The 22,362-nt window shown below is 72.0% G+C and carries 21 protein-coding genes, 2 tRNA genes and 1 other RNA gene; 8 read left to right on the top strand and 16 right to left on the bottom strand.

Annotated features, from left to right (window positions below; translation table 11 throughout):
• Positions 1-4 precede the first annotated feature (4 nt).
• Together CJZ98_RS03225 and ilvC are read right to left on the bottom strand one after the other, a co-directional pair.
• Entirely contained in the window at positions 5-1,030 is a 1,026-nt protein-coding gene (locus CJZ98_RS03225; RefSeq protein ID WP_094588323.1) for a hypothetical protein, read from the bottom strand.
• Between the two features lie 88 nt (positions 1,031-1,118).
• Entirely contained in the window at positions 1,119-2,114 is a 996-nt protein-coding gene (gene ilvC / locus CJZ98_RS03220) for a ketol-acid reductoisomerase (RefSeq protein WP_094588245.1), read from the bottom strand.
• 219 nt (positions 2,115-2,333) lie between these two features.
• Here ilvC and CJZ98_RS03215 point away from each other — a divergent pair, with 219 nt between their 5' ends.
• Positions 2,334-2,792, top strand: coding sequence for an ester cyclase (locus tag CJZ98_RS03215; RefSeq protein ID WP_108723273.1), 459 nt, complete (start codon positions 2,334-2,336; stop codon positions 2,790-2,792).
• Between the two features lie 148 nt (positions 2,793-2,940).
• On the opposite strand, the gene CJZ98_RS03210 is transcribed toward CJZ98_RS03215, so the two are convergent.
• The 3 genes from CJZ98_RS03210 to CJZ98_RS03200 all read right to left on the bottom strand — a co-directional run bounded on the left by CJZ98_RS03210 (position 2,941) and on the right by CJZ98_RS03200 (position 5,633).
• Complete coding sequence (locus CJZ98_RS03210) at positions 2,941-3,543, bottom strand: ATP-dependent Clp protease proteolytic subunit (RefSeq protein WP_094588243.1); 603 nt, start codon at positions 3,541-3,543, stop codon at positions 2,941-2,943.
• A gap of 92 nt (positions 3,544-3,635) precedes the next feature.
• Entirely contained in the window at positions 3,636-4,340 is a 705-nt protein-coding gene (locus CJZ98_RS03205) for an ATP-dependent Clp protease proteolytic subunit (RefSeq protein WP_094588241.1), read from the bottom strand.
• Between the two features lie 30 nt (positions 4,341-4,370).
• Complete coding sequence (locus tag CJZ98_RS03200; RefSeq protein ID WP_094588239.1) at positions 4,371-5,633, bottom strand: PIN/TRAM domain-containing protein; 1,263 nt, start codon at positions 5,631-5,633, stop codon at positions 4,371-4,373.
• 81 nt (positions 5,634-5,714) lie between these two features.
• Between CJZ98_RS03200 and hemW the strand changes: the two genes are divergently transcribed.
• Positions 5,715-6,968, top strand: coding sequence for a radical SAM family heme chaperone HemW (gene hemW / locus CJZ98_RS03195; RefSeq protein WP_094588237.1), 1,254 nt, complete (start codon positions 5,715-5,717; stop codon positions 6,966-6,968).
• Here hemW and panB read toward each other — a convergent pair.
• The gene (gene panB, locus CJZ98_RS03190; protein WP_094588319.1) at positions 6,895-7,752 is read right to left on the bottom strand and encodes a 3-methyl-2-oxobutanoate hydroxymethyltransferase; all 858 of its coding nucleotides are present in this window, start codon (positions 7,750-7,752) and stop codon (positions 6,895-6,897) included. The genes hemW and panB overlap by 74 nt on opposite strands.
• Positions 7,753-7,798: 46 nt before the next feature.
• On the opposite strand from panB, the gene ffs reads away from it, so the two are divergent.
• Positions 7,799-7,895: signal recognition particle sRNA small type (ffs, locus tag CJZ98_RS03185), an RNA gene on the top strand.
• Positions 7,896-7,981: 86 nt separating this feature from the next.
• Here the strand turns inward: ffs and ftsZ are convergent.
• The 5 genes from ftsZ to miaB form a co-directional block, all read right to left on the bottom strand.
• Positions 7,982-9,097, bottom strand: coding sequence for a cell division protein FtsZ (ftsZ, locus tag CJZ98_RS03180; protein WP_232756143.1), 1,116 nt, complete (start codon positions 9,095-9,097; stop codon positions 7,982-7,984).
• Positions 9,098-9,270: 173 nt separating this feature from the next.
• Positions 9,271-10,155, bottom strand: coding sequence for a cell division protein FtsQ/DivIB (locus CJZ98_RS03175; RefSeq protein ID WP_094588233.1), 885 nt, complete (start codon positions 10,153-10,155; stop codon positions 9,271-9,273).
• Entirely contained in the window at positions 10,152-10,562 is a 411-nt protein-coding gene (locus CJZ98_RS03170; RefSeq protein ID WP_094588231.1) for a hypothetical protein, read from the bottom strand. The genes CJZ98_RS03175 and CJZ98_RS03170 overlap by 4 nt, the downstream gene beginning before the upstream one ends.
• Positions 10,559-11,647 (bottom strand): D-alanine--D-alanine ligase family protein, encoded by a 1,089-nt coding sequence (locus CJZ98_RS03165; protein ID WP_094588229.1) that lies wholly within the window; start codon positions 11,645-11,647, stop codon positions 10,559-10,561. The genes CJZ98_RS03170 and CJZ98_RS03165 overlap by 4 nt, the downstream gene beginning before the upstream one ends.
• Before the next feature lie 171 nt (positions 11,648-11,818).
• The gene (gene miaB, locus CJZ98_RS03160) at positions 11,819-13,243 is read right to left on the bottom strand and encodes a tRNA (N6-isopentenyl adenosine(37)-C2)-methylthiotransferase MiaB (protein ID WP_094588227.1); all 1,425 of its coding nucleotides are present in this window, start codon (positions 13,241-13,243) and stop codon (positions 11,819-11,821) included.
• A gap of 76 nt (positions 13,244-13,319) precedes the next feature.
• Between miaB and CJZ98_RS03155 the strand changes: the two genes are divergently transcribed.
• Positions 13,320-14,426 carry an enolase C-terminal domain-like protein gene (locus tag CJZ98_RS03155; RefSeq protein ID WP_094588225.1) on the top strand — a complete coding sequence of 369 codons (1,107 nt, stop codon included), beginning with the start codon at positions 13,320-13,322 and terminating at the stop codon, positions 14,424-14,426.
• Positions 14,426-15,496, top strand: a complete 1,071-nt coding sequence (locus tag CJZ98_RS03150; RefSeq protein WP_094588223.1) for a DUF1611 domain-containing protein — start codon at positions 14,426-14,428, stop codon at positions 15,494-15,496. Before CJZ98_RS03155 ends, CJZ98_RS03150 begins: the two co-directional genes overlap by 1 nt.
• Positions 15,497-15,563: 67 nt before the next feature.
• On the opposite strand, the gene CJZ98_RS03145 is transcribed toward CJZ98_RS03150, so the two are convergent.
• Positions 15,564-15,636, bottom strand: a tRNA-His gene (locus CJZ98_RS03145).
• Between the two features lie 51 nt (positions 15,637-15,687).
• Between CJZ98_RS03145 and CJZ98_RS03140 the strand changes: the two genes are divergently transcribed.
• The 3 genes from CJZ98_RS03140 to CJZ98_RS03130 all read left to right on the top strand — a co-directional run bounded on the left by CJZ98_RS03140 (position 15,688) and on the right by CJZ98_RS03130 (position 19,064).
• Positions 15,688-16,170: a DUF4359 domain-containing protein gene (locus CJZ98_RS03140; RefSeq protein ID WP_232756142.1), complete on the top strand. Its 483-nt coding sequence runs from the start codon at positions 15,688-15,690 to the stop codon at positions 16,168-16,170.
• Positions 16,167-17,552, top strand: a complete 1,386-nt coding sequence (locus tag CJZ98_RS03135; RefSeq protein WP_232756141.1) for an amidohydrolase family protein — start codon at positions 16,167-16,169, stop codon at positions 17,550-17,552. The genes CJZ98_RS03140 and CJZ98_RS03135 overlap by 4 nt, the downstream gene beginning before the upstream one ends.
• Positions 17,553-17,663: 111 nt before the next feature.
• Positions 17,664-19,064 carry an FAD-binding oxidoreductase gene (locus CJZ98_RS03130; RefSeq protein ID WP_094588221.1) on the top strand — a complete coding sequence of 467 codons (1,401 nt, stop codon included), beginning with the start codon at positions 17,664-17,666 and terminating at the stop codon, positions 19,062-19,064.
• Between the two features lie 31 nt (positions 19,065-19,095).
• Here the strand turns inward: CJZ98_RS03130 and CJZ98_RS03125 are convergent, their stop codons facing one another.
• The 4 genes from CJZ98_RS03125 to CJZ98_RS03110 form a co-directional block, all read right to left on the bottom strand.
• The gene (locus CJZ98_RS03125; protein WP_094588219.1) at positions 19,096-19,686 is read right to left on the bottom strand and encodes a pentapeptide repeat-containing protein; all 591 of its coding nucleotides are present in this window, start codon (positions 19,684-19,686) and stop codon (positions 19,096-19,098) included.
• A 56-nt stretch (positions 19,687-19,742) separates the two neighbouring features.
• Positions 19,743-21,047, bottom strand: coding sequence for a bifunctional folylpolyglutamate synthase/dihydrofolate synthase (locus CJZ98_RS03120; protein ID WP_094588217.1), 1,305 nt, complete (start codon positions 21,045-21,047; stop codon positions 19,743-19,745).
• Entirely contained in the window at positions 21,017-22,216 is a 1,200-nt protein-coding gene (locus CJZ98_RS03115) for an aspartate aminotransferase family protein (RefSeq protein ID WP_094588313.1), read from the bottom strand. The genes CJZ98_RS03120 and CJZ98_RS03115 overlap by 31 nt, the downstream gene beginning before the upstream one ends.
• Positions 22,217-22,257: 41 nt before the next feature.
• Positions 22,258-22,339, bottom strand: a tRNA-Leu gene (locus CJZ98_RS03110).
• Between the last annotated feature and the right edge of the window lie 23 nt (positions 22,340-22,362).

The following is a 22,362-nucleotide window of genomic DNA, read 5'->3' as shown; positions in this document are numbered from 1 at the left end:
CTGCTCAAGAGCTGATGGGCCGGCCGTCGCGGGAGGGCAGCAACAGGGCCGCCATGGCAAAGGCTCCGACCTGGATCGGCAGGGCCCAGGTGAGCCCCAGCACCTGGGCTACCGCGCCGATCGCCAGGGCGCCGGCCAGGCCCCCAATCGCGCCCGAGCGCTCCAGGATCTGCCAGCGCAACGGCTCATCGCCCAGGGATTTCAAACTGGCAACCAACTGGCCATCGCTGCGGGCGGCCAGCACTCCCATCGGCAGAAACACCAACACGGCCCCCCAGCCGGGCAGGCCGGGGGCCTGGGTGATCGCCAACAGGGCGGCGATCAGCAGATAGGGGGTGGCCTGAGGCAATCGGGGGCCGAAGCCCGTGCCGCCCAGGGCGCGGCCGAGGCCGTAGGCCGTGAGCACCATGCCGAAATCCAGGCAGCTCCCCGCGCCAACCTTGCGGACCCAGAGCGCCAGCAGGCTGAACAGGCTGCCGAACAGCAGGCCCTGGATCGTGCTGCGCCACTCCAGGGGGATGGGGGCGGCAGCCGGCGGCGCTGTGGGCTTCCGCTGTGGGGCCGATCCGGCCTTCTGGGCCTGGCCTGACGCCAGGGCCATGGGCAGCAGGGGCAGAAGCAGCACCAGGCTGTTGGCGTATTGCAGTACGGCTTTGCCGAGCGGAAAGAGCAGGCCGGTGAGCAGGTTGCCCAGCAGCTGGCCGATGGAGTCGCCCAGCCGCAGGGTCTGCAGGGAGGCACGCTCGGCCTCCAGCAGCTGCAGTTGCAGTGGCAGCCGGCTCATCTGGCCGCCGATCCCGAACAGCAGCACGGCCAGCAGTGGCCAGATCACCGAGGCGCCCGTGAGTTTGAGGCTGACGCCCAGCAGAATCAGGGCACTGGCCAGCTGGAGCCCATAGCCGCGGCCGGCCTGGGCGGGCAGCGGCAGCAGGGCGGGCAGGGCGCCCAGGGCCGGCAGCAGGCTATTGACCAGCGGCGAGGGGCTGAGGCCACTCACCAGCCAGCCGGTGGAGGCCAGGGTCAGGGCCATGCCGGCCTGGGCACTGCCCCAGGCCAGGGAAGGGAGCGTACGCTTCACCTCCCCAGTGTGACCCGATGGCACCCGATTGGCTGGTGCCTCAGGCGGCCTTCAGCCAGCTGAACATCGAACGCAGGCCCTTGCCCACCTGTTCGATCGGGTGCTGGGCATCCCGCTCACGGATCTTGGCCATCTCGGGCTTGCCGGCATCGCACTCGGCCACGAAGTTCTTGGCGAAGGTGCCGTCCTGGATGTCGGCGAGGATGCGCTTCATCTCCGCCTTGGTGTCGGCGGTGATCAGGCGCGGACCGCTCACGTAGTCGCCGTATTCGGCGGTGTTGGAGATCGAATCGCGCATGGCGGTGAGGCCACCCTTCACCATCAGATCCACGATCAGCTTCACCTCGTGCAGGCACTCGAAGTAGGCCAGCTCGGGCTGATAGCCGGCTTCCACCAGCGTCTCGAAGCCGGCCTTCACCAGCTCGGAGAGACCGCCGCAGAGCACGGCCTGCTCACCGAACAGGTCGGTTTCGGTCTCTTCCTTGAAGTTGGTTTCGAGGATGCCGGCGCGGGTGCCACCGATGCCCTTGGCATAGGCCATGGCCAGTTCACGGGCCTGGCCGCTGGCGTCCTGGTGGATGGCGAACAGGGCGGGAACGCCCATGCCGTTCTGGTATTCCCAGCGCACGGTGTGGCCGGGGCCCTTGGGGGCGATCATCACCACGTCCACATCGGCGGGGGGCTTGATCAGCTCGAAGCGGATGTTGAAGCCGTGGGCGAAGCTCAGCACCTTGCCGGCGCTGAGGTGGGGCGCGATCTCCTTGTCGTAGACGGCCTTCTGGAATTCATCGGGCAGCAGCACCATGATCCAGTCGGCCTTGGCCGAGGCCTCGGCCACGCTCAGCACCTCGAGGCCGTCGGCCTTGGCCTTTTCGGCGGAACGGCTGCCCTCATAGAGCCCCACCACCACGTTGACGCCGCTGTCCTTGAGGTTGAGGGCGTGGGCGTGGCCCTGGGAGCCGTAGCCGATGATGGCGACCGTCTTGCCGTTCAGCAGGCTGAGGTCGGCGTCGGTGTCGTAGTAGAGCTTGGCCATCAGGGCGTCGGTCTTGGCAGGGCAAGGGTCGAGCTTACGAAAGCGCCTGACACGGCCCCCAGGCCCACGGGCGTTGCTCCCGCCCAGGCCCCCAGGCCCCAGCCCGCTGACAGGGGCAGCGTTCATCCCTACGGTCGGGACTCTGCCTGTAGCGCCATCGCTGACGTTCCCGCCGCCGCCGCGGCGCCGGCCTCGCCCGCAGCCCTGTTCGAGGCCCACATGCAGGCCGAGCTCAAGGCCGATCTCGACGCCACCATGGCCACGATGGTGGCCACTCCCCACCTGATCAACCTGGCCTCCGGTACCGGCGGCGTTGGGGCCGAAGCGGTGCGCGAGTTCTACGCCAACCAGCTGATCGGCCAGTTCTTTCCTCCCGATGTGGAGTTCATCCCGATCTCGCGCACGGTGGATGGTGAGCAGCTGGTGGATGAGCTGGTGATCCGCTTCACCCACACCGAACCGATTGGCCATCTGTTGCCCGGCGTGGCGCCCACCGGCCGCCGCGTGGAGATGGCACTGGTGGTGATCGTGGGGGTGAGCGGCGGCAAGGTGGCCTACGAGCACATCTACTGGGACCAGGCCGGACTTCTGGTCCAGCTGGGCCTGCTGGATCCAACCGGGCTGCCGATCGGGATCGACACCGCCGCGCTCCTGCTGGCCGCCACCGGCAAGGGCTGAGTCTCCAGATCAGGGCTGCGGCAGGGCGTGGGCCGGGTCCCTGGCAGGAGCCAGGCCCTAGAAGCGATCCGTGTGGTGATGCACCACGCGCCATTCGCCAGCTTCCTTGCGGAAGATCGTGGTGGCGTGGATGTCCGTCCGGATCAGCTCACGCCTCCGTCGGATGGGAGATGACGCGGTCGATCAGGCCGTAGTCCTTGGCCTCGGCGGCGCTGAGGAAGTAGTCGCGGTCAGTGTCCTTGGCGATCTTCTCCAGGCTCTGGCCGGTCATGTCCGCCAGGCTCTGGTTGAGCATGTCCTTGATGCGCAGGATCTCGCGGGCCTCGATCTCGATGTCCGAGGCCTGGCGCTGGCTGGTGCCGCCCAGGGGCTGGTGGATCATGATCCGACTGTGGGGCAGGGCCAGGCGCTTGCCTTTGGTGCCGGCCGCCAGCAGGAAGGCACCCATCGAGGCCGCCAGGCCCACGCAGATCGTCACCACGTCGGATTTGACGTACTGGATCGTGTCGTAGATCGCCAGGCCGGCGGTCACCGAGCCGCCCGGGGAGTTGATGTAGAGGTAGATGGGCTTGGAGTTGTCCTCCGAGTCGAGGTACAGCATCTGGGCCACCAGGCTGTTGGCGATGCTGTCGTTCACCTCGGACCCCAGAAACAGGATCCGTTCCACGCCCAGGCGCGTGTAGATGTCGACCCAGCGCTCGTACTGGCTGCCGGGCAGGCGGTAGGGAACGCTGGGTGTGCCGATGGGCATGGCGAAAGGCCGGTGGTGGTGGAGGGTGCCCGGTGGGGCTGGTGGTGGCGGCGGCGGGGGCTGAAGGCCGGGGGCGTGCCCCGGCCAGGGCCTCAGCCGATGCCGGGGTTGCCGGGGCTGACGCCCGCGCCGGCGGGCAGCGGGCTCGGCAGCTGTTTCTGGCTGGTGAGCACCCGGTCGATCAGGCCGTACTCCAGGGCCTCCTGGGCCGTGAGGTAGGTCATGCGGTCCGAGTCCTTCGAGAGCTGCTCCACGCTCTTGCCGGTGTTGGCCGAGAGCATCTCCAGCAGGGTGTGCTTGTTGTGCAGCACTTCCTTGGCCCGGATCTGGATGTCGCTGGCCTGGCCGCGGGCGCCGCTGCGGGGCTGGTGCAGCACGATCGAGGCGTGGGGCAGGGCCGCCCGCTGGCCCTTGGTGCCGGCCGAGAGGATCATCGCGGCGGTGCCCATGGCCTGGCCGATGCAGATGGTGTGCACCGGCGGCTTGACGTAGCGGATCGTGTCGGCGATGGCGAAGGCCTCCGTTTCGAAGCCGATGGCATCGCCCGAGTACCAGCTGGTGCCCGTGGAGTTGATGTAAAAGAAGATCGGCTTATCTGGATTGTCGAATTCCAGATAGAGCAGCTGGGCGATGATCAGCTCGGTCACATCCACGCCCATCTGCCGTTTGGCGTCGTCGTCGCTGAACAGCGGCAGGCCCAGGTAGACGATGCGCTCCTTCAGCAGCAGCGACGGCAGATCCGGCGGCGGGGTGCGCAGCACGGCGGAATCGCCGTAGTAGGGGGCTGACACCGACATCCGCGGATCACTGCAGGCTCAGGCCGGAGCCTAGCGGGGGTTCGCGGCGTCCTGATCTCCCCGGCCGGACCGTTTCGGGGCGGATTTCCCCTTGCCGCCGCGGCGGGGCTGCTGCAGGGGCGCGGTTGCGGCCTCGCCTGCCGGGGCCTGGGCGTTGCCGTTGGGCTCCACCAACTGGGTCGCGGGGCTGGCGCCGGCGCCGGCTGACCCTGGCGGTTCGGCCTGGGCGCTGCCGGCCAGGCGGGCAAACACCATGCGGCCGGTGGGAGTCTGCAGCGCGCCGGTGACGATCACCCCCAGGCGCTCGCTGCTGCGGCCGTGGCCCCCTTCCACCACCACCATCGTTCCGTCCTCCAGGTAGCCCACGCCCTGGTCGGCCTCCTTGCCGTCGCGCACGATCTTGAGCTGCAGCTCGTCACCGGGCTGCACCTCCGGCCGCAGGGCGATCACCAGCTCGCTCAGGTTGAGCACCTTGAGCTCCTGCACCTGGGCCACCTTGGCCAGGTTGTAGTCGGCGGTGAGCAGAGTGCCGCCGGTGTCGGCGGTGAGGCGCAGCAGCTTGTCGTCGGCGCCGGTGCCCTCGTAGCGCGTGGTGTTCACCACCAACCGGCGGCCGTACTGCTCGCGCAGCTCCGCCAGCAGCTTGAGGCCGCGGCGGCCCTTGCCGCGCTTCTCGGCGTTGCCCGAATCGGCCAGCTGCTGCAGCTCGTCGATCACGGCCTGGGCCACGATCACCTGGCCCTCCAGCAGGCCCGAATCCAGCAGGCCGCGGATGCGGCCGTCGATCACAACGCTGGTGTCGAGGATCTTGGCGCTGGCGGGCATCAGCACCCCGTCGGCCACCAGCAGGGCCTCGGTGCTGGTGGGGTTGAACAGGCGCAGCAGGGTGCGGCCGTGCACCTCGGCCAGGTTGTAGCCCGAGATGCCGAAGAACACGTTGCTCATCACCGCCGCCAGCGGCTTGACGAACACCACCTCCCAGGGCAGGGGCAACAGAAGGATCGGTGCCAGCAGCAGGTTTGCCACCAGCAGGCCCAGGATCAGGCCCACGGCGCGGCTCACCAGCAGGTCGGTGGGCATGGTGCGCACCTGCTGCATCAGCCGGCGGCGCAGCTGCTGGAAGAACAGGCCCGCCACCAGGCCGAAGAAGGCACCGAAGCCCCCCAGAACCCAGCGCAGCCCATCCAGGTTGGTGACCTGGATCAGCAGGTCCTCCGGCAGCAGGTCCACCCCCAGCCACCCCGTGGCGGCGCCGGAGATCGCGAACAGCACCAGGATGAGGGTGTCGAGCATGGCCGGTGCTGTGGCTGCCCAGGACGTCGAAAAGGCAGCATGCCCGATCCCGGGTGCTTTGGCCGAGGGAGGTAACCGGCCTTGAGTGAATCGCCACGGCCCACCGGCCAGGAGGCCGTCCCCGCAGGCCCCTGGCCGCCGCGCAGCGCCTACCTGCACATTCCCTTCTGCCACCGCCGCTGCTTCTACTGCGACTTCGCCGTGGTGCCCCTGGGTGATCGGGCCGATGGCGCCAGCTCGGGCTCGATCGCCCGCTACCTGGAGCAGCTGCTGGCGGAGATCGCCGCCGCCCCGGATGGGCCGCCGCTGTCCACGGTCTACGTGGGCGGCGGTACCCCCTCAATGCTGACGCCGGCCCAGCTGGGGCAGCTGCTGGCGGCGCTGCGGGCCCGCTTCGGCCTTGCCCCCGGGGCGGAGCTGAGTCTGGAGATGGATCCGGCCAGCTTCGATCAGGATCGTCTCGCCGGCTATCTGGCCGCCGGGGTGAACCGGGTGAGCCTGGGGGGCCAGAGCTTCGATGACGCCGTGCTGGAGCGGCTGGGCCGGCGCCACCGCCGCGCCGATCTGCTGCAGGCGGCGACCTGGCTGGCGGCGGCCCGGTGCCGCGGCGATCTGGCCAGCTGGAGTCTGGATCTGATCCAGGGCCTGCCGGGCCAGGACCTGGCCGGCTGGGACACCCAGCTGGCCCAGGCCATCGCCCTGGCGCCGCCCCATCTGTCGGTCTACGACCTGATCGTGGAGCCCGGCACCGTGTTCGAACGGCTGGAGCGCCGTGGCCAGCTCGATCTGCCCGATGTCGACCTCGCCGCCGACCTGATGGAGCACACCGGCCGGCGCCTGGGGGCGGCGGGCTACGGCCACTACGAGATCTCCAACTACGCCTGGCCGGGCCACGCCTCCCGCCACAACCGCGTCTACTGGAGCGGGGCCGGCTGGTGGGGCTTCGGGCTTGGGGCCACCTCGGCCCCCTGGGGCGAGCGGCTGGCCCGCCCCCGCACCCGCGAGGCCTACGGCGCCTGGCTGGCGGAAGCCCCCTTTGCCGCCGGGGATTCAGCCTCCCCCGGCATGCCCTTCGACGAGCGGGTGCTGGTGGGTCTGCGTCGCCGTGAGGGGGTGAGGCTGGAGCGGTTGGCCGCGGCGGCGGGGCTGGGGGCGGCCGAGCTGGCGCCGCTGCTGGAGCGCTGGCGGCCTTACCGCGAGCGGGGGCTGCTGCGGGCCGAGGGGGGTCGCTGGCGCCTCAGCGATCCCGAGGGCCTGGCCCTCAGCAATGCGGTGTTGCGGGAGCTGCTGGAGTGGTGGGAGGAGCGGGATGGCCTGGACCGGCCGGGGGAGTGAGGGCAGGGGGCTTGGCCTGCCCCACTCCCTCCACCCAGCCCCGCAGCGCCGTGATGCTGAGCTGGCGCCCGTTCAGCAGCGGCGGGCAGAAGGGGGGCTGGCGCTCGGTCAGCCCCAGCAGGTCGGCGGTGACGCGCACCTGGCCGTCGCAGTCGTCACCGGCGCCGATACCGATCACCGGGATCGTGAGCTCGCGCCGCAGGCTGCCGGCCAGCTCCGCAGGCACGTGCTCCAGCACCAGCGAAAAGCAGCCGGCGGCCTCCAGATCGAGGGCGGCGCGCCGCAGCCGTTCCTGGCTGATCGGATCGTTGGCCTGGCGCCGGTAGCCGAGCCGGTGCACCGACTGCGGGGTCAGGCCCAGGTGGCCCATCACCGGGATGCCGCTGCGTACAAGTCGGTCCACCACCGCCACGGTTTCCGGCTCGCCCCCCTCCAGCTTCACGGCGGCGGCAGGGGTGGCTTTGAGCACCTGGCCCGCGGCGGCCACGGCATCGTCGAGGCCGCACTGATAGCTGAGGAAGGGCAGATCGGTCACCACCAGGGGCTGGCTGGCCGGCGGACGCCGCAGACCCCGCCCCACCGCCTGGGTGTGCAGGATCATCTCCTCCAGGCTCACCGGCAGGGTGGTGGCATGGCCCAGCACCACCATGGCGAGCGAATCGCCCACCAGGATCACCTCGGCGCCGGCCTCCTCCACCAGGGCTGCCGAGAGGGCATCCCAGGCGGTGAGTACGGCGATCGGTCTGCCGGCCTGCTTGTGGCTGAGCAGATCCCCGGGACGCAGCGGCACGGATCCTCGGCAGGCGAATTCCCATTGCTAGCATCTGGTCGACTCGGACCCACGCGGCCCGGACGCCTAAATCTGGTCAGGACCGGAAGGGAGCAGCCACACGGGATGCTTCGAGCAGGCGTGGACTCCGGGTCACCCCATTTTCATGGCCAGCGGCACCTCAGGGCCAGTGGCTCGAAAGGATCAGCAGTTCCGGTCTGAACCTGTTCAATGCTTCCGGCCTTCAGCTGTTGCCCTGCTGGCGGTTGAGCAGGAACGAAGGGATTGCCGCGCCGCTGGCTTCGGAGCTGCCGGGATTCAGGCCCGAGGCGAAGCTGGCGATGGAGCGCTCGGGCCTGTAGCTGCCGCCGCCCTCAAAGCCGGTGGCGATCACGGTCACGTGGATCTCGCCTTCGAGGCGCTCGTCCACCACGGCCCCCACGATGATGTTGGCCTCGGGATCCACCACGTCGTAGATCACCTCCGAGGCGGTGGTCATGTCCTCGAGGGTCATGTCCTTGCCGCCGCTGATGTTGATCACGCAGCCCTTGGCGCCGTCGATACGGGCGGCCTCCAGCAGGGGGCTGGCGATGGCGGCCTGGGCGGCCTCGATGGCGCGGGAGCGGCCTGAGCCCACCCCCAGGCCCAGCAGGGCGGTGCCGGCTTCGGTCATCACGGAACGCACGTCGGCGAAGTCGACGTTCACCAGCCCGGGGCGCGTAATGATGTCGCTGATGCCCTTGACGCCGCTGCGCAGCACGTCGTCGGCGGCCCGGAAGGCCTCCTGCAGCGGGGCTCCGGCGATGGCGTCGCGCAGGCGGTCGTTGGGGATCACGATCAGGGTGTCCACGTGCTCGCTGAGGCGGGCGATGCCCTCCTCGGCCTGGCGCATGCGGCGCCGGCCCTCAAACCCGAAGGGCTTGGTGACGATGCCCACGGTGAGGGCGCCGACCTCCTTGGCCACCTCGGCCACGATCGGTGCTGCACCGGTGCCGGTGCCGCCGCCCATGCCAGCGGCGATGAACACCAGATCCACCCCCTGCAGGCTCTGGGCGAGGTCGGCCCGGGATTCCTCGGCCGCCTTCTGGCCGATGGCGGGGTTGCCGCCGGCCCCCAGGCCGCGGGTGAGTTTCTGGCCCAGTTGGATCCGCTGTTTCGCCGCCGACTGCAGCAGGGCCTGGGAATCGGTATTGAGAACCCGATAGCCCACCCCCTGAAGATCGGAGGCAATCATGCGGTTGACGGCGTTGCTTCCCCCGCCCCCGACGCCGATCACCTCAATTCTGGCCGACTGGCTGGGGACGATGCCACCGCTGCCGTTGCTGCTAGCCGCGCTGAGGCCTTCGGGGGCAATCTCCATGGAGGGACCCAACCCATTCATCCTGGCGAGCATTATGTCGGCGGTGGGCCTCGCTCAGCCCTGTCGGATGACACTCATTTGCGTGGATCCGCTCACCCCGCAACGGCGTGTCTTGGTTTGCCGGCGGTTGCCAGCCCTGCCTTGGGCGCTGTAGCCCAAATCAGGGCTGGACTTCAGTCGGCCCCGGTACCGCCGGCTCCCCGCTGGGCCGCTGGGCCTGGGGCCAACAGGCCCAGTTCCGGCTTGTCGGGATCGCTGAGGTCGATCGAGCGCACCGTTGTGCCCCGCACCCGGCCCGGCAGGCGGCTGGAGAGGTGCTCCAGCACGTCGAGGCGCTGATTCAGCCGGGCATCCGGTGGCCCGAGCCGCACCTCCCCCAGGGCCACCGTGACCAGCCAGAGGCTGCCGTCGGGTTCGAAACGTACCTCCTGCAGGGGGCTGCCCAGCTCGTTGCGGCGGGCCAGCACCAGGGCCAGGGCAGGCCGCAGCCGCTCCTGCCAGCCCCGCACCCACACCAACGGCCGCTGGGGGGCAACCGTGCCCAGCTGCTGGCGGCTGCTCATCCAGTTGCCCAGGCGATCCACGAAGCCCTGTTCCAGGCCCCTGCCGGTGCGGCGCTCAGCCCGGGCCACCGCCTCCCGATCCACCAGGTCGACCCGCAGGCGCGGCGGCAGCATCAGCCGGCTCACCTGCACTTTTTCCACCGGCAGGGCCGCCGCCAGGCTGGCGGCCAGGCTGCGGGGCTGCACGCTCAGCAGCTGCAAAGGGAAGCGCAGCCGGCCCTCGCGGATCACCTGCTCGCGGCTCACCTGGCGGCTGCCGCTCACCTCCACCTGCTCGGGGCTGCGCAGGGTCCAGCCCTCGCGCAGCAGGCCATAGCCCAGACCCGCGGCCGCCGCGCTGAGCACCAGCACCCGCCAGAGGTTGCGCAGGCGCTCCTGGCGGCGCTGCTGGCGCAGCTCCCGGCGCCGATCGGCCCCGGGGCCCGCAGCGGCGCCCCTGGGCCTGGCCTGGAGGGTGCCGGCCTGGGCGGCGCGATCGGCGCGGCGGCGATTCAAAGGTCGCAGCGTGAGCGGGCCATCAGCTGATCCATCCAGCGCCGGGCCCGCTCAGCGTCCGAAAACGGCAGATCCTTCTGCACTCCGCCCCCCACCAGCCGCAGCCGGCAGGCCCCCTGGGATTCCTCGGTGAGGGGCGCCTCACCGGAGCCCAGGGCCAGCAGTTCCACCAGCTCCAGCGACTTGATCGTGAAGCTGTCGACCGTCTTGAGCTGGCCGGCCTCGAAGGTGCTCCAGCTCAGCACGCCCTCCACCAGGCGGGCGCCGCCGCAGCCGTCCAGCTTGGCCAGCTCGGCACCGGCCGCCCAGTCGCGGAACAGGCGCTGGCGGCGGCGCTCCAGCCAGCCCAGGGCCGTCAGCAGGGGAAAGACCACCAGCAGCGGCAGCCACAGCAGGCCATGACTCATGCGGCGTCCACTCCCCCGCGGTGCGGTGCGTCCGATTCTTGCGCCAGTTCCACCAGTTCGTGCACCAGCTCCTCGAGCGGCAGGCCGCTGGCCTCCCAGAGCATCGGATACATGCTCTGGCTGGTGAAGCCTGGCAGGGTGTTGATCTCGTTGAGCCAGAGCTGGTCTGTGGCTTGCTCGTAGAAGAAGTCGACGCGGGCCAGGCCGGCGGCCCCCACGGCCCGGCAGGCGGCGATCGCCAGCTGGCGGGCCCGCTCGGCCAGGGAGGCCGGCACGTCGGCGGGGATCACGGTGTGGCTGAGCCCCTCGCTGTACTTGGTGGTGTAGTCGTACCAGTCGGCATCGAAGCGGATCTCGCCCAGCACCGAGGCCTTGAGCTGCCGGTTGCCGAGCACGGCGCACTCCAGCTCCCGGGCCGTGACCCCCTGCTCCACCACCAGGCGCGGGTCGTGGCGGGCGGCTTCGATCAGGCCGGCCAGCAGCTCGGCGCGGGTCGTGGCCTTGCTGATCCCCACCGATGAGCCCAGGTTGGCCGGCTTCACGAAGGCGGGGTAGCCCAGCTGCTGCTCCAGCCGGTCCAGCAGGGGTTCGGGGTGCTGCAACTCGGCGGCATCGACGCAGGCGTAGGCCACCTGGGGCAGGCCGGCGGCGGCGAAGGCGGCCTTCATCGCCTGCTTGTCCATGCCCACGGCCGAGCCGAGCACGCCCGAGCCCACGAAGGGCACCTGCATCAGGGCGAACAGGCCCTGGATCGTGCCGTCCTCGCCATTGGGGCCATGCAGCACCGGCACCCACACCTGCACATCCAGGGCGCCGGCGGGGAAGCCCTGGAATCCGGGGCGGCTGGGGGCTCCGGCAAGATCGGCCGGCTCGGCGGGGGAGCCTTTGGCCAGCACCGCCTCGGCCACGGTCGGCGGCCACCAGTGGCCCTTGCGGTCGATGTAGAAGCAGCTCAGCCGGTAGCGCTCGGCGTTGGCGCCCCGGCGCAGGGCGGCGGCCACGGTGTTGGCCGAGCGGATCGAGATCCCGTGCTCCCCGGAGACCCCCCCGAACACCAGGCCGAGGTGGAGGGGGGCTGGGGTCATGCGCCGGTGGAGGAGAGGGGCCAAACGTATCAGCGATCCGGGCTCGAACCAGGCCGCCAGGCTGTTTTGCTGCGTCCAGCGCCGCTGGGCTCAGGCCAGGCTGTTGGCCTCCGGCCAGGTGCTGTACGCCTCCGGCAGGGGCTGTTCGGCTCAGGCCAGGCGCTGATCGGCTCAGGCCAGGGCAGTGCCGCTCAGGGAGAAGGCGCGCACCTCCTCGATGCGCACGTCCACCAGATCGCCCGCCCGCCAGACCCCGCCCGCTGCCTTCGCCGCCGGGAAGAAGCTGAGGCGGTTGGTGCGGGTGCGTCCCATCACCTGTGTCGGATCCTTGGGGTTGGGTCCTTCCACCAGGATCTGCTCAATCCGGCCGGCGTAGCGGGCGCTGCGCTCCTTGGCCTTGCGCTCCACCAGGACGTTGAGTTCCCTCAGCCGCTCCACCTTCACCTCCTCGCTGAGCTGACCTGGCCAGTCGGCGGCGGGGGTGTTCGGGCGGGGCGAGTAGGCGGCGGTGTTCACCGCATCGAAGCCGAGCTCATCGATCAGATCGAGGGTGCGGCGGTACTGGGCATCGGTTTCGCCGGGGAAGGCCACGATCACATCGGCGCTGATCGAGGCATCGGGCATGCGCTCCCGGATCCGCTCGACGATGCGGCGGTAGCGATCCACCGTGTAGCCGCGGGCCATCGCCTTGAGCACGGCGTCGTCGCCGCTCTGGAAAGGCACGTGGAAGTGCTCGCATACCTTGGGCAGATCGGCGCAGGCATCGATCAGCCGCTCGGTGAAATAGCGCGGGTGGCTGGTGGCGAAGCGGATCCGCTCGATCCCCTCCACGTCGTGCACGAACTGGAGCAGATCGGTGAGGGTGTGGGAGCGGCGGCCTTCGGGGGTAATGCCGGGCAGGTCGCGGCCGTAGGCATCGATGTTCTGGCCCAGCAGGGTGATCTCCTTGAAGCCCTGGGCTGCGAGGCCCTCCATCTCCAGCCTGATGGCCTCCGGCAGGCGCGACTGTTCCTGGCCGCGCACCGAAGGCACCACGCAGTAGGTGCAGCGCTCGTTGCAGCCGTAGATCACATTCACCCAGCCGCAGATCGTGCTGTCGCGGCGGGCGGTGGTGATGTCTTCGAGGATGTGGTGCTCCTCGGTGGCCACCACCTGCTGGCCCTGCTCCACCTGGGCCAGCAGCACATCGAGCCGGTTGGCGTGCTGGGGCCCCATCACCAGATCGAGCTCGGGCACGCGCCGCAGCAGGGACTCGCCCTCCTGCTGGGCCACACAGCCGGCCACCACCAGGGTGAGATGGGGGTTGGCGCGCTTGCGCTGGGCCTGGCGGCCCAGGTAGCTGTACACCTTCTGCTCCGCGTTGTCGCGGATCGTGCAGGTGTTGTAGAGCACCAGGTCGGCCTCCAGCTCCGCCGGGGCCTCCCGGTAGCCCATCGACTCCAGGATTCCGGCCATGCGCTCGGAATCGGCCTTGTTCATCTGGCACCCGAAGGTGGTGATCCAGTAGCTGCCGCGCCCGGCCTGGGGGGGGGCTGGGGAGGTCGGAGCCGCGGGGGCCGGTCGCGGGGCCGCTGGGGTGAGTGGTGTCGCCGTCATGGTCCCAGTGTCCGCCATCGGGGGTGCCAGCAGCCTGCGCTGATCCGTGCCAGCTTGAGGGTCACGGCCCGTGTCCATGCGCCTTCGCCTGCGTCGCTTTCGGCTCACCAAGGCCGTGCCGCTGGCCATCAGCCGCGGCAGCACCGCCGCCGTGGAGCACCTGCTGGTGACGGTCGAGCACGACGGCCTCACGGGCCTCGGCGAGACCGGAGGCTTCGACACCGGCCACCGCGCCTACACCACGGAGGCGATCGCCGCCGAGCTCGACGCGCTCGCCCCCGCGCTGGAGCCCTGGGCCCCCGAGCCGCTGCAGGCGCTGGAGCCGCTGCTGGCCCGGCTCTCGCCACCGGCCCGCTGCGGCCTCGATCTGGCCCTGCACGACTGGTGGGGCCAGCGGCTGGCTCAGCCCTTGCACCGGCTCTGGAGCCTGGATCCGGGGGCCTGTGTCGCCACCAGCGTGACCCTCGGGCTGGGGGAGCCCGAGGCTGTGCTGGCGCGGCTCGAGCGCTGGTGGCTGCAGCTGCCCGCCACCCGCATCAAGCTCAAGCTGGGCAGTCCCGATGGCCCGGCTCACGACCGCGCCCTGGTGCTGGCGGTGCTGGCGGCCCTGGCCCGGCGGGCCGATGCCGCTGGCCAGGGCTCGGAGCTGCAGGTGGATGCCAACGGCGGCTGGGATCTGGCCACCGCCCAGCGGATGCTCCCCTGGCTGGCGGAGCGGGGGGTGGTGCTGGTGGAGCAGCCCCTGGCGCCGCTGCGCGACCCCGCCGCCGATGCGGCGGGCTTTGCGGCCCTGCGGGGCCTGGCGCCGATCCCGGTGGTGGCCGATGAGAGCTGCTGGGATCTGGTTGATCTGCTGCGGCTCGCGCCCCACGTGGATGGGGTCAACATCAAGCTGGTCAAGTGCGGCGGCCTGGCCGAGGCGCTGCTGATGGCGCGCACGGCCCGGCGGCTGGGGCTGGGGGTGATGCTCGGCTGCTACTCCGACAGCGCCCTGCTCAACGGCGCCGCCGCCCAGCTGCTGCCGCTGGTGCGCTGGCCTGATCTCGACAGTCACCTCAACCTGGTGGACGATCCCTTCACAGGCGCTGAGCTGGTGGGCGACATCCTGCGGCCCAGCGATCGCCCGGGGCTGGGGGTGCGTGGCCAGCTTCCGCTTCGAGTACTTCCTCAGGAGGTGCCCTGATGCTCACGGCCGATGCCCCGCTGGTGCTGCTGCAGCACGGCGGCCTCGACAACCTCTCGGGCAAGACCGGTCTGGCGATGCTGCGCTACCGCCAGGGTCCGATCGTGGCGGTCATCGATCCCGCCCATGCCGGCCGCTCCCTGGAGGCGATCACGGGCATCGCGCGGACTGTGCCGGTGGTGGGCTCCATGGCGGAGGCCCTGGCCTACGGCCCGCAGGTGGCGGTGGTGGGTCTGGCGCCCTCGGGCGGCCGGCTGCCGGCGGAGATGCGCGCCGACGTGGTGGCGGGTTTGCGGGCGGGACTGAGCCTGGCCAGCGGCCTGCACAGCCAGCTGGCGGAGGATCCGGAGTTCGCCGCCGTGGCGCTGCGGCCGGGCCAGTGGATCTGGGACCTGCGCCGGGAGCCGGCGGATCTGGAGGTGGCCGCGGCCCGCTGCGCCGCCCTGCCCTGCCGGCGGCTGCTGGCCATCGGCACGGACATGGCCGTGGGCAAGATGAGCGCCTGCCTGGAGCTGCTGGTCGAGGCCCGCCGCCAGGGGCTGGAGGCCCGCTTCGTGGGCACCGGCCAGGCGGGGATCCTGATCAGCGGCCAGGGGGTGGCCCTCGATGCCGTGCGGGTGGACTACGCCGCCGGAGCCGTGGAGCAGGCGGTGCTGCAGGCGGCCGCCGGGGCCGGGGCCGGGGCGCTGGTGCTGGTGGAGGGCCAGGGCTCCCTCTGCCACCCGGGCTCCACCGCCACCCTGCCGCTGCTGCGGGGCAGCCAGCCCACGGATCTGCTGCTGGTGCACCGCGCCGGCCAGCGGCAGGTGCGCCCCCGGGAGGGGGTTGCCGCCGTGGCGATTCCGCCGCTGGCGGAGCTGATCGCCGCCGCCGAGGCGCTGGCGGCCCTGGGCCGCCCTGATGGCCGCAGGCCGCGGGTGCGGGCCGTCGCGCTCAACACAGCCCTGTTGGGGGAGGCCGAGGCCGCCGCGGCGATCGCCGCGGCCCGGAGCGCCACCGGCCTGCCCTGCGCCGACCCGGTGCGTCAGGAGGCTGCGGAACTCCTGGCGGCGTTGCTGGCGGAGGGCTGATCGCGAGGTGCCGCTTCCGGAGCAAAAAAAACGGTGACGGCCGAAGCCATCACCGCAGGGGTTTCAGGGCGAGCGAGGGGACTTGAACCCCCGAATGGCGGAATCACAATCCGCTGCCTTAACCACTTGGCTACGCCCGCCAGGGCCCAGTCATCTTAGATCAAGGCATCCCCAAGCTTCGGCCGGTCCCCGTGAGCGTCGAGTCGTCGAGTTCAGAGACGTCGAGTCGAGAGACCCCGAGCCCAGCGGCCTCCCACCCCCCACGCTGCTGGCGGCCGTGGCTGGGCTGGTCGCTGCTGCTGGCCGGCCTGGCCACGGCCCTGGCCTGGACCAACCCCGGCCCCGCCGAGTTCGAGAGCTTCGCCGGCGAGCGACTGGTGGAGCTGGCCGCCGATGAGGTGTGCGGTGAGGAGGGGCTGCCGATGCTGCTCCGCCTGGTGGTGCGCGACTGCCACGGCCTGATCCAGAGCCAGCGCCGGGCCCTTGGGGCCCTCGCCGCCCAGGCCACCCACCGCTACAACGCCGGCCTGTTCAGCGTCTACGCCACGGAGGTGGGGGGCCAGGAGCTGATGCCCGGGCTGGCGGTGCCCCGCTACCACGCCCTCACCCTGGGGCTGGCCGGCCAGCTGCTGGTGCTCCGGGCCGAGAGCGACGCCGGCGTGGAGCAGAAGTGAGCGGGGTGGGTGCGCCTGGGCTGTCCGCCAGCGCGCCGCCAGCGCAGCCCCAGGGCCAGCGTCGGCTGCTGCCCCCGCTGCGCCTGCCCCGCGCCCTGCTTGACCCCGGCCAGAGCGACCTGGGCTGCGGCGACGCCGATGGGCTGCTGACGGTCCAGCTGGAGCTGGACGGGGGGTGCGTGGCCCGGATTCACCCCTGCGACGCTTCCGGGGCCGCTGGCCTGGATGCGGGCCCAGCGCGTGCCTCCGGCGGCGGCGAGATCCCGGCCCCGTCGCTGGCGATCACCCCGCCGGTGGAGCCCCATGTCCACCTCGACAAGGCCTTCACCTGGGCGGCCTACCCCAACCGCGGCGGTGCCATGGCTGGGGCGCTGGCGGCCAACCTGCGCGAGGGCGCGCATCGCAGCGTCGAGCAGGTGCTGGAGCGGGGGGAGCGGGCCCTGGACCGGGCCTGGCGCTACGGCCTGCGGGCCCTGCGCAGCCATGTGGACAGCGGCGGGCCGGCGGCTGCGCCCAGCTGGACGGCCCTGCTGGCCCTGCGCGAGCGCTGGCGGGGGCGTGTGGACCTTCAACTGGTGGCGCTGGTGCCCCTGGCGTTCTGGACGACGGCCGAGGGGGGTGCCCTGGCCCAGCGGGTGGCCGCGGCGGGGGGGCTGCTGGGGGGCGTGCTCGGTCCCCCCTATCCGCGCTCCAGCGGCCAGGTCGAGGATCTGCGGGCCCTGCTGAAGCTGGCGGACCGGCTCGGCTGCGCTGTGGACCTGCACGTGGATGAGGGGGCGGGCCAGCCCGGCGTTGGCGTGGCCCTGGTGACTCGGCTGCTGGAGCGCGAGGGCTGGCGGCTGTCGATCACCTGCAGTCACAGCAGCAGCCTGGGATTGCTGGCGGAGGGACCCCGCTGGCGGCTCGCGGAGCGGATGGCCGCCGTGGGCCTGGCGGTGGTGGCCCTGCCCACCACCAACGCCTGGCTGCTGGGCCGCCGCCACGGCCTCACCACCCCCGAACGGCCCCTGGCGCCGGTCCGGCTGCTGCAGCAGGCCGGCGTGGCCGTGGCCCTCGGTGCCGACAACGTGCAGGACCCCTGGTATCCCGGCGGTGACTTCGACCCCCTGGAGCTGCTGCGGCTGAGTGTTCGGGCGGTGCAGCTGCCCCCCTGGCAGCGCCAGGGGCTGATGCCCTTCACCACGGTGCCGTCGCGGCTGCTGGATCTGGCCTGGGATGGGGTGCTGCGGCCTGGATCCCCCGCCGATCTGCTGGTGCTCGGCGCCAGCAGCTGGAGCGAGCTGCTGGCGCGGCCCCCGCAGCGGCGGGTGCTGCGTGCCGGCCAATGGCTTCCCTCCGCCCCGGACCAGGCCCCCGATCCGCGGTTGGAGCCCTTCGCCTGAGGGCGCGCCTGGGGGTGACGCGGGCCGGGTCCCCCCGCCAGCATGGGGATGGCCCAGGCACGGTCGGGCCATGGTTTCGCCACGGCCTCAGCTCCTTGCCCCCCTGCCCCCATGGCCTTGCCCTCAGCGCTGCCCACGGCCCTGCCCACAGGCCTGCCGGCTCCCGCCAGCGCCGAGCAGCTGGCGGCCCTGGGCGCCGAGCTGGCCGCCGCCGGGGTGGAGCTGCTGGAGCGGCCGGAGCAGCTGGATGTTCTCTCGGCCGATGCCTTCGTGTACTCGCCGGTGCTGGAGCCCCTGCTGCTGGGGCGCCGGGCCCAGCTCGGGGTGCGGCCCCGCAGCGCCGAGCAGGTGCGGGCGGTGGCGGCGGCCTGCGCCCGCCACGGCGTCGCCCTCACCCCCCGCGGGGCCGGCACCGGCAACTACGGCCAGTCCGTACCCCTGGCGGGTGGGGTGGTGCTCGATGGCACCGGCCTGAACCGCCTGCGCAGCTTCGATCCGGCCAGCGGTGTGGTCACCGCCGAGCCCGGCATCCTGCTGGCGGAGCTGGAGCGCCAGCTGGCGGCCCACGGCCGCGCCCTGCGGCTGATGCCCAGCACCGTGCGCAGCGCCACCCTCGGCGGCTTCATCGCCGGGGGCTCGGGCGGCATCGGCTCGCTGCGCTGGGGCTTCCTGCGGGATCCGGGCCACCTGCTCGGCCTCGAGGTGGTGACGCTCGAGGCCGAGCCGCGGCTGCTGCAGCTCGATGCCCTGGAGGCCCAGCCCCTCAACCACGCCTACGGCAGCAACGGCATCCTCACGGCCATCCGCCTGGCCACCGCCGCCGCCGTGCCGTGGCAGCAGCTGGTGCTGGGCTTTGATGCCTGGGAGCAGGCCCTGGCGGCGGCCCAGCAGCTTCCCGCCATGGCCCTGGAGCTCAACCAGCTGGCGCTGCTCGAGGCCCCGGTGGGGGCCCTGCTGCCCTGGCCCTCCGGCTGCCCCGAGGCCGACGGTCGCTCCCACCGGCTGCTGCTGCTGGCGGCACCGGCGGCCGCGGAGGTGATCGCCGGGCTGCTGCCTGGCCTGGGAGGCCAGCTGATCTGGCAGGCGCCCCAGGGGGAGAGTCGCGGCATTCCGCTGCGGGAGCTGTGCTGGAACCACACCACCCTGCACGTGCGTGGCCGCGAGCCCGGCTGGACCTACCTGCAGCTTCTGCTGCCCCAGCCCGAACCTCCGGCCCTGGCGGCCCTGCGCCAGGCCTGGGGCGACGACCTGCTCTGGCATCTGGAGGCGGTGCGCAGCTTCGGTGCCCAGCGGCTGGCGGCGATCCCGCTGGTGCGCTGGCGCGGTCCGGAGGCCCTGCAGGCCCTGATCGATCAATGCCGAGAGCTGGGAGCCGTGCTCTTCAACCCCCACGTGCTGACTGTGGAGGATGGGGGACTCGGGGTGGTGGATGCCGACCAGGTGGCCGCCAAGCGCGCCTATGACCCGGCCGGCCTGCTCAATCCCGGCAAGTTGCGGGGCTGGACGGGCTGAGCCCGATGGAGCAGCCGCTCGGCTGCTGCGGTCAGCACTCCAGGCTGGTGCGGGTATCGGCGCCGGTGACGGGGTTGGTGCCGCTGGCCCGCTGGCAGAGCTGGCGCTGGTCGAAGCGATCGAGCAGGGCGCCCGTGAAATCGGCGGCCTCGATCTGGGCGCCGCTGAAGTTGGCGCCGGTGGCGATCACGCCGCTCAGCACGGCGCCGCGCAGGTCGGTGCCGCTGAGGTCCACGCGATCCAGCAGGGCTTCGGAGAGGTCGGCGCCGCTGAAGTCGGCATCGGGGAATGCGCCCTGGGTGAGGATCGCGCCGTGCAGGTTGGCGCCGGAGAAGCTGGCTCCCTTGCCGGTGGCGCCGGCGAAGGAGGCGTTGGCCAGCTGCTGGCCGCTGAAGTCCTTGCCGCTCTGGTTGGTAAGGGTGTAGTCCACCGTGTCCTGGAACAGGGCCCGTTCCTGCAGACCCACACCGGTGCTGGTGTCCAGGGCCAGCGTTGCGGCGGGCAGCAGCCAGAGCGCCAGGCCCAGCACCGCGGCGAGCACGGGTGCCAGCACCAGGGGCCTCCAGCGCCGCCGCCTCCCCGCGGGCATCGGGATCGGGGGGGCGCTGGGGGAGTGGGCCATGCCGGGGTGCCTGCGGTACCGGTTCCAGTCTGGTGCGGCCAGGGCGGGCGTGCCGGTCAGGGATCAAGCAGCGGCAGCACCGCCGCTACCAGGTAGAGGGAGCCGGCCACCACCGGCAGGGCGGTCGAGTCCGCTAGCCAGGCCAGGTCGCCCTCCAGGCTGCCGCTGCCCGCTTCCAGCACCGGAGCCGGTCCGCTCCAGGATTCAGGGCTCCGTCCGGGGTCGGGGCCAGCGGCCTCGAGGGCCTCGCCCAGTTCGGCGGCGCTCCAGCTGCGATGCTCCGGCAGGGCCACCACCCGCACGGCATCGCCGGGCCGCAGCAGCGTGCGCAGCAGCGCCGGCGCGTCCTTGTGGCGCTGGATGCCGATCAGCCAGCGCCGCGGGTCAGGGGCTCTGGTGCTTCCGCCCTCGCCGGGAGCGGGACCCGCGGCGGCCCGCCCAGCCCCATCCAGTTCCTGCCGAAGCGCCACCGCGGCCGGGGGATTGTGGGCCCCATCCACCAGCAGGGGCCGGCCCCGGACGCTGCGCCGCTCCAGCCGGCCCGGCCAGCGGGCTTCGGCCAGGCCGCGGCGGATGGCGGCCCCATCGATCGGCCAGCCCCGCTCCGCCAGGGCCTGGGCCGCCCCCACCGCCACCGCGGCGTTGTGGCGTTGCAGATCGCCCCGCAGCCCCAGCACCGGGCCGCCCTCGGCCTCCGGTGCCAGGGGGGCCACCCAGCGCAGCTCCGTGCCGTGCGTGGCCGCCTGCCGCTCCAGCACCCGCGCCACGGCCGGATCCTGGGCCCCACTCACGGCGATGGCCCCCCTGCTGAACACGCCGGCCTTCTCAGCGGCGATCGCCGCCAGGGTCGGGCCCAGGTGTTCGGTGTGATCCATGCCGATGCTGCCGATCGCCAGCACGGACCGATCCGGGTGGGTGGTGGTGGCATCGAGCCGCCCCCCCAGGCCCACCTCCAGCACCGCCAGCTCCACCCCCGCCTCGGCAAAGGCGACGAAGCCGGCGGCGGTGATCAGCTCGAAGGGGGTGAGGTCGTGGCGCTGGCCCAGCCCCTGCAGGGCCTCCAGCTGGCGGCGCAGCGCCACCTCCGTGATCGGCCCCGAGGGCAGCCGGATCCGCTCACACCAGCTCAGCAGGTGGGGCGAGGTGTAGAGGCCGCAGCGGATCCCGGCGGCCGTGGCGATCCGTTCCAGCATCGTGCTGATCGAGCCCTTGCCGTTGGTGCCGGCCACCTGCACGGCCGCAAAGCGGCGCTCGGGATGGCCCAGCTCCGCCAGGGCCCGCTGCAGCCGCCCCAGGCCGAGGTCCACCCCCCGGCGGCTGAAGGGGGCGATCAGGTCGCCGAAGGGGTCGTGGTGCGGCACGCCAGCAGGGCGCGCTCCAGGCGCCGGATCGCTTCGCGGATGTGGCGGGGCTTGATCGTGAGCGGCGGCACGAAGCGCACCACCTGGGCGCCGGCCGGCACCAGCAGCAGGCCCTCGGCCATGGCCGCCTTGACCACCTCGATGGCGCTGGGACCACCTGGCTGCAGCACCAGGCCCTGCAGCAGGCCCCAGCCCCGGGCCCCCTCGGCCAGCTCCGGGTGCCGGGTGGCCAGGTCTGCCAGCTGGTTCTGCAGCAGCACCCCCATGGCCTCCGCGTGGGCCGGCAGGTTGCGGCGCGCCAGCTCCTCGGCCACCACCAGGCCGGCGCGGCAGGACAGCGGGTTGCCGCCGAAGGTGCTGGCGTGTTCGCCCGCCCGCAGCTGATCGGCCGTGGCCTTCACCGCGAGGGCGCCGATCGGCACGCCGCCGCCCAGGCCCTTGGCCAGGGTGAGGGCGTCGGGCTCCACCCCCAGCTTCTGATAGCCCCACAGGCAGCCGCTGCGGCCCACGCCCACCTGCACCTCATCAAAGATCAGCAGGATGCTGCGCTCACTGCAGAGCTCGCGGACGCGCTTGAAGAAGGCCGGGTTGCCGGGGTTGACGCCGCCCTCGCCCTGCAGGGGTTCGAGCAGCACGGCGGCCACCCGCGGCCCCTCGGCCTCACACTCGGCCAGCAGGGCCTCGAAGGCGGCCGTGTCGTTGTAGGGGAAGTAGCGGAAGCCCTGCACCATCGGCTCGAAGCCCTCGTGGTACTTGGGCTGGCCCGTGGCGGTCACGGCGGCCAGGGTGCGGCCGTGGAAGCTGGCCTGGGCCGTGAGGATCACCGGGTTTTCGATCCCGCGCACCGCGTGGCCGTGCTTGCGGGCCAGCTTGATGGCGGCCTCGTTGGCCTCGGCGCCGGAGTTGCAGAAGAAGACCTTGTCGGCGCAGCTGTTGGCCGTGATCCAGGCCGCCAACCGCTCCTGCTCCGGGATCCGGTAGAGGTTCGAGACGTGCTGCAGCTTGCGCAGCTGGTCCGTGAGGCCGCGGCGCAGGGCCCGGCTGCTGTGGCCGAGGGTGCAGACGGCGATGCCGGCAACGCAGTCGAGGTAGCGCTTACCGGTGCTGTCCCACACCCAGACACCCCGGCCGCGCACCAGCTCGATCGGGAAGCGGCCGTAGGTGGCCATCACCGAGGTCTCGGCAGGCGCCTGGGCCGGCGGTGGACTGATGGGAGCGGTGGGACTCGAACCCACATGCCCGAAGGCGCTCGATTTTGAGTCGAGTCCGTCTACCAATTCCGGCACGCTCCCGCGACCCCGACTCTATCGAGCCG

It is taken from the genome of Vulcanococcus limneticus LL (genome assembly GCF_002252705.1).
GTDB lineage: Bacteria > Cyanobacteriota > Cyanobacteriia > PCC-6307 > Cyanobiaceae > Vulcanococcus > Vulcanococcus limneticus.
Note: the sequence above shows the minus strand (reverse complement) of the source record. Positions and strands in the feature narration are given on the sequence as shown.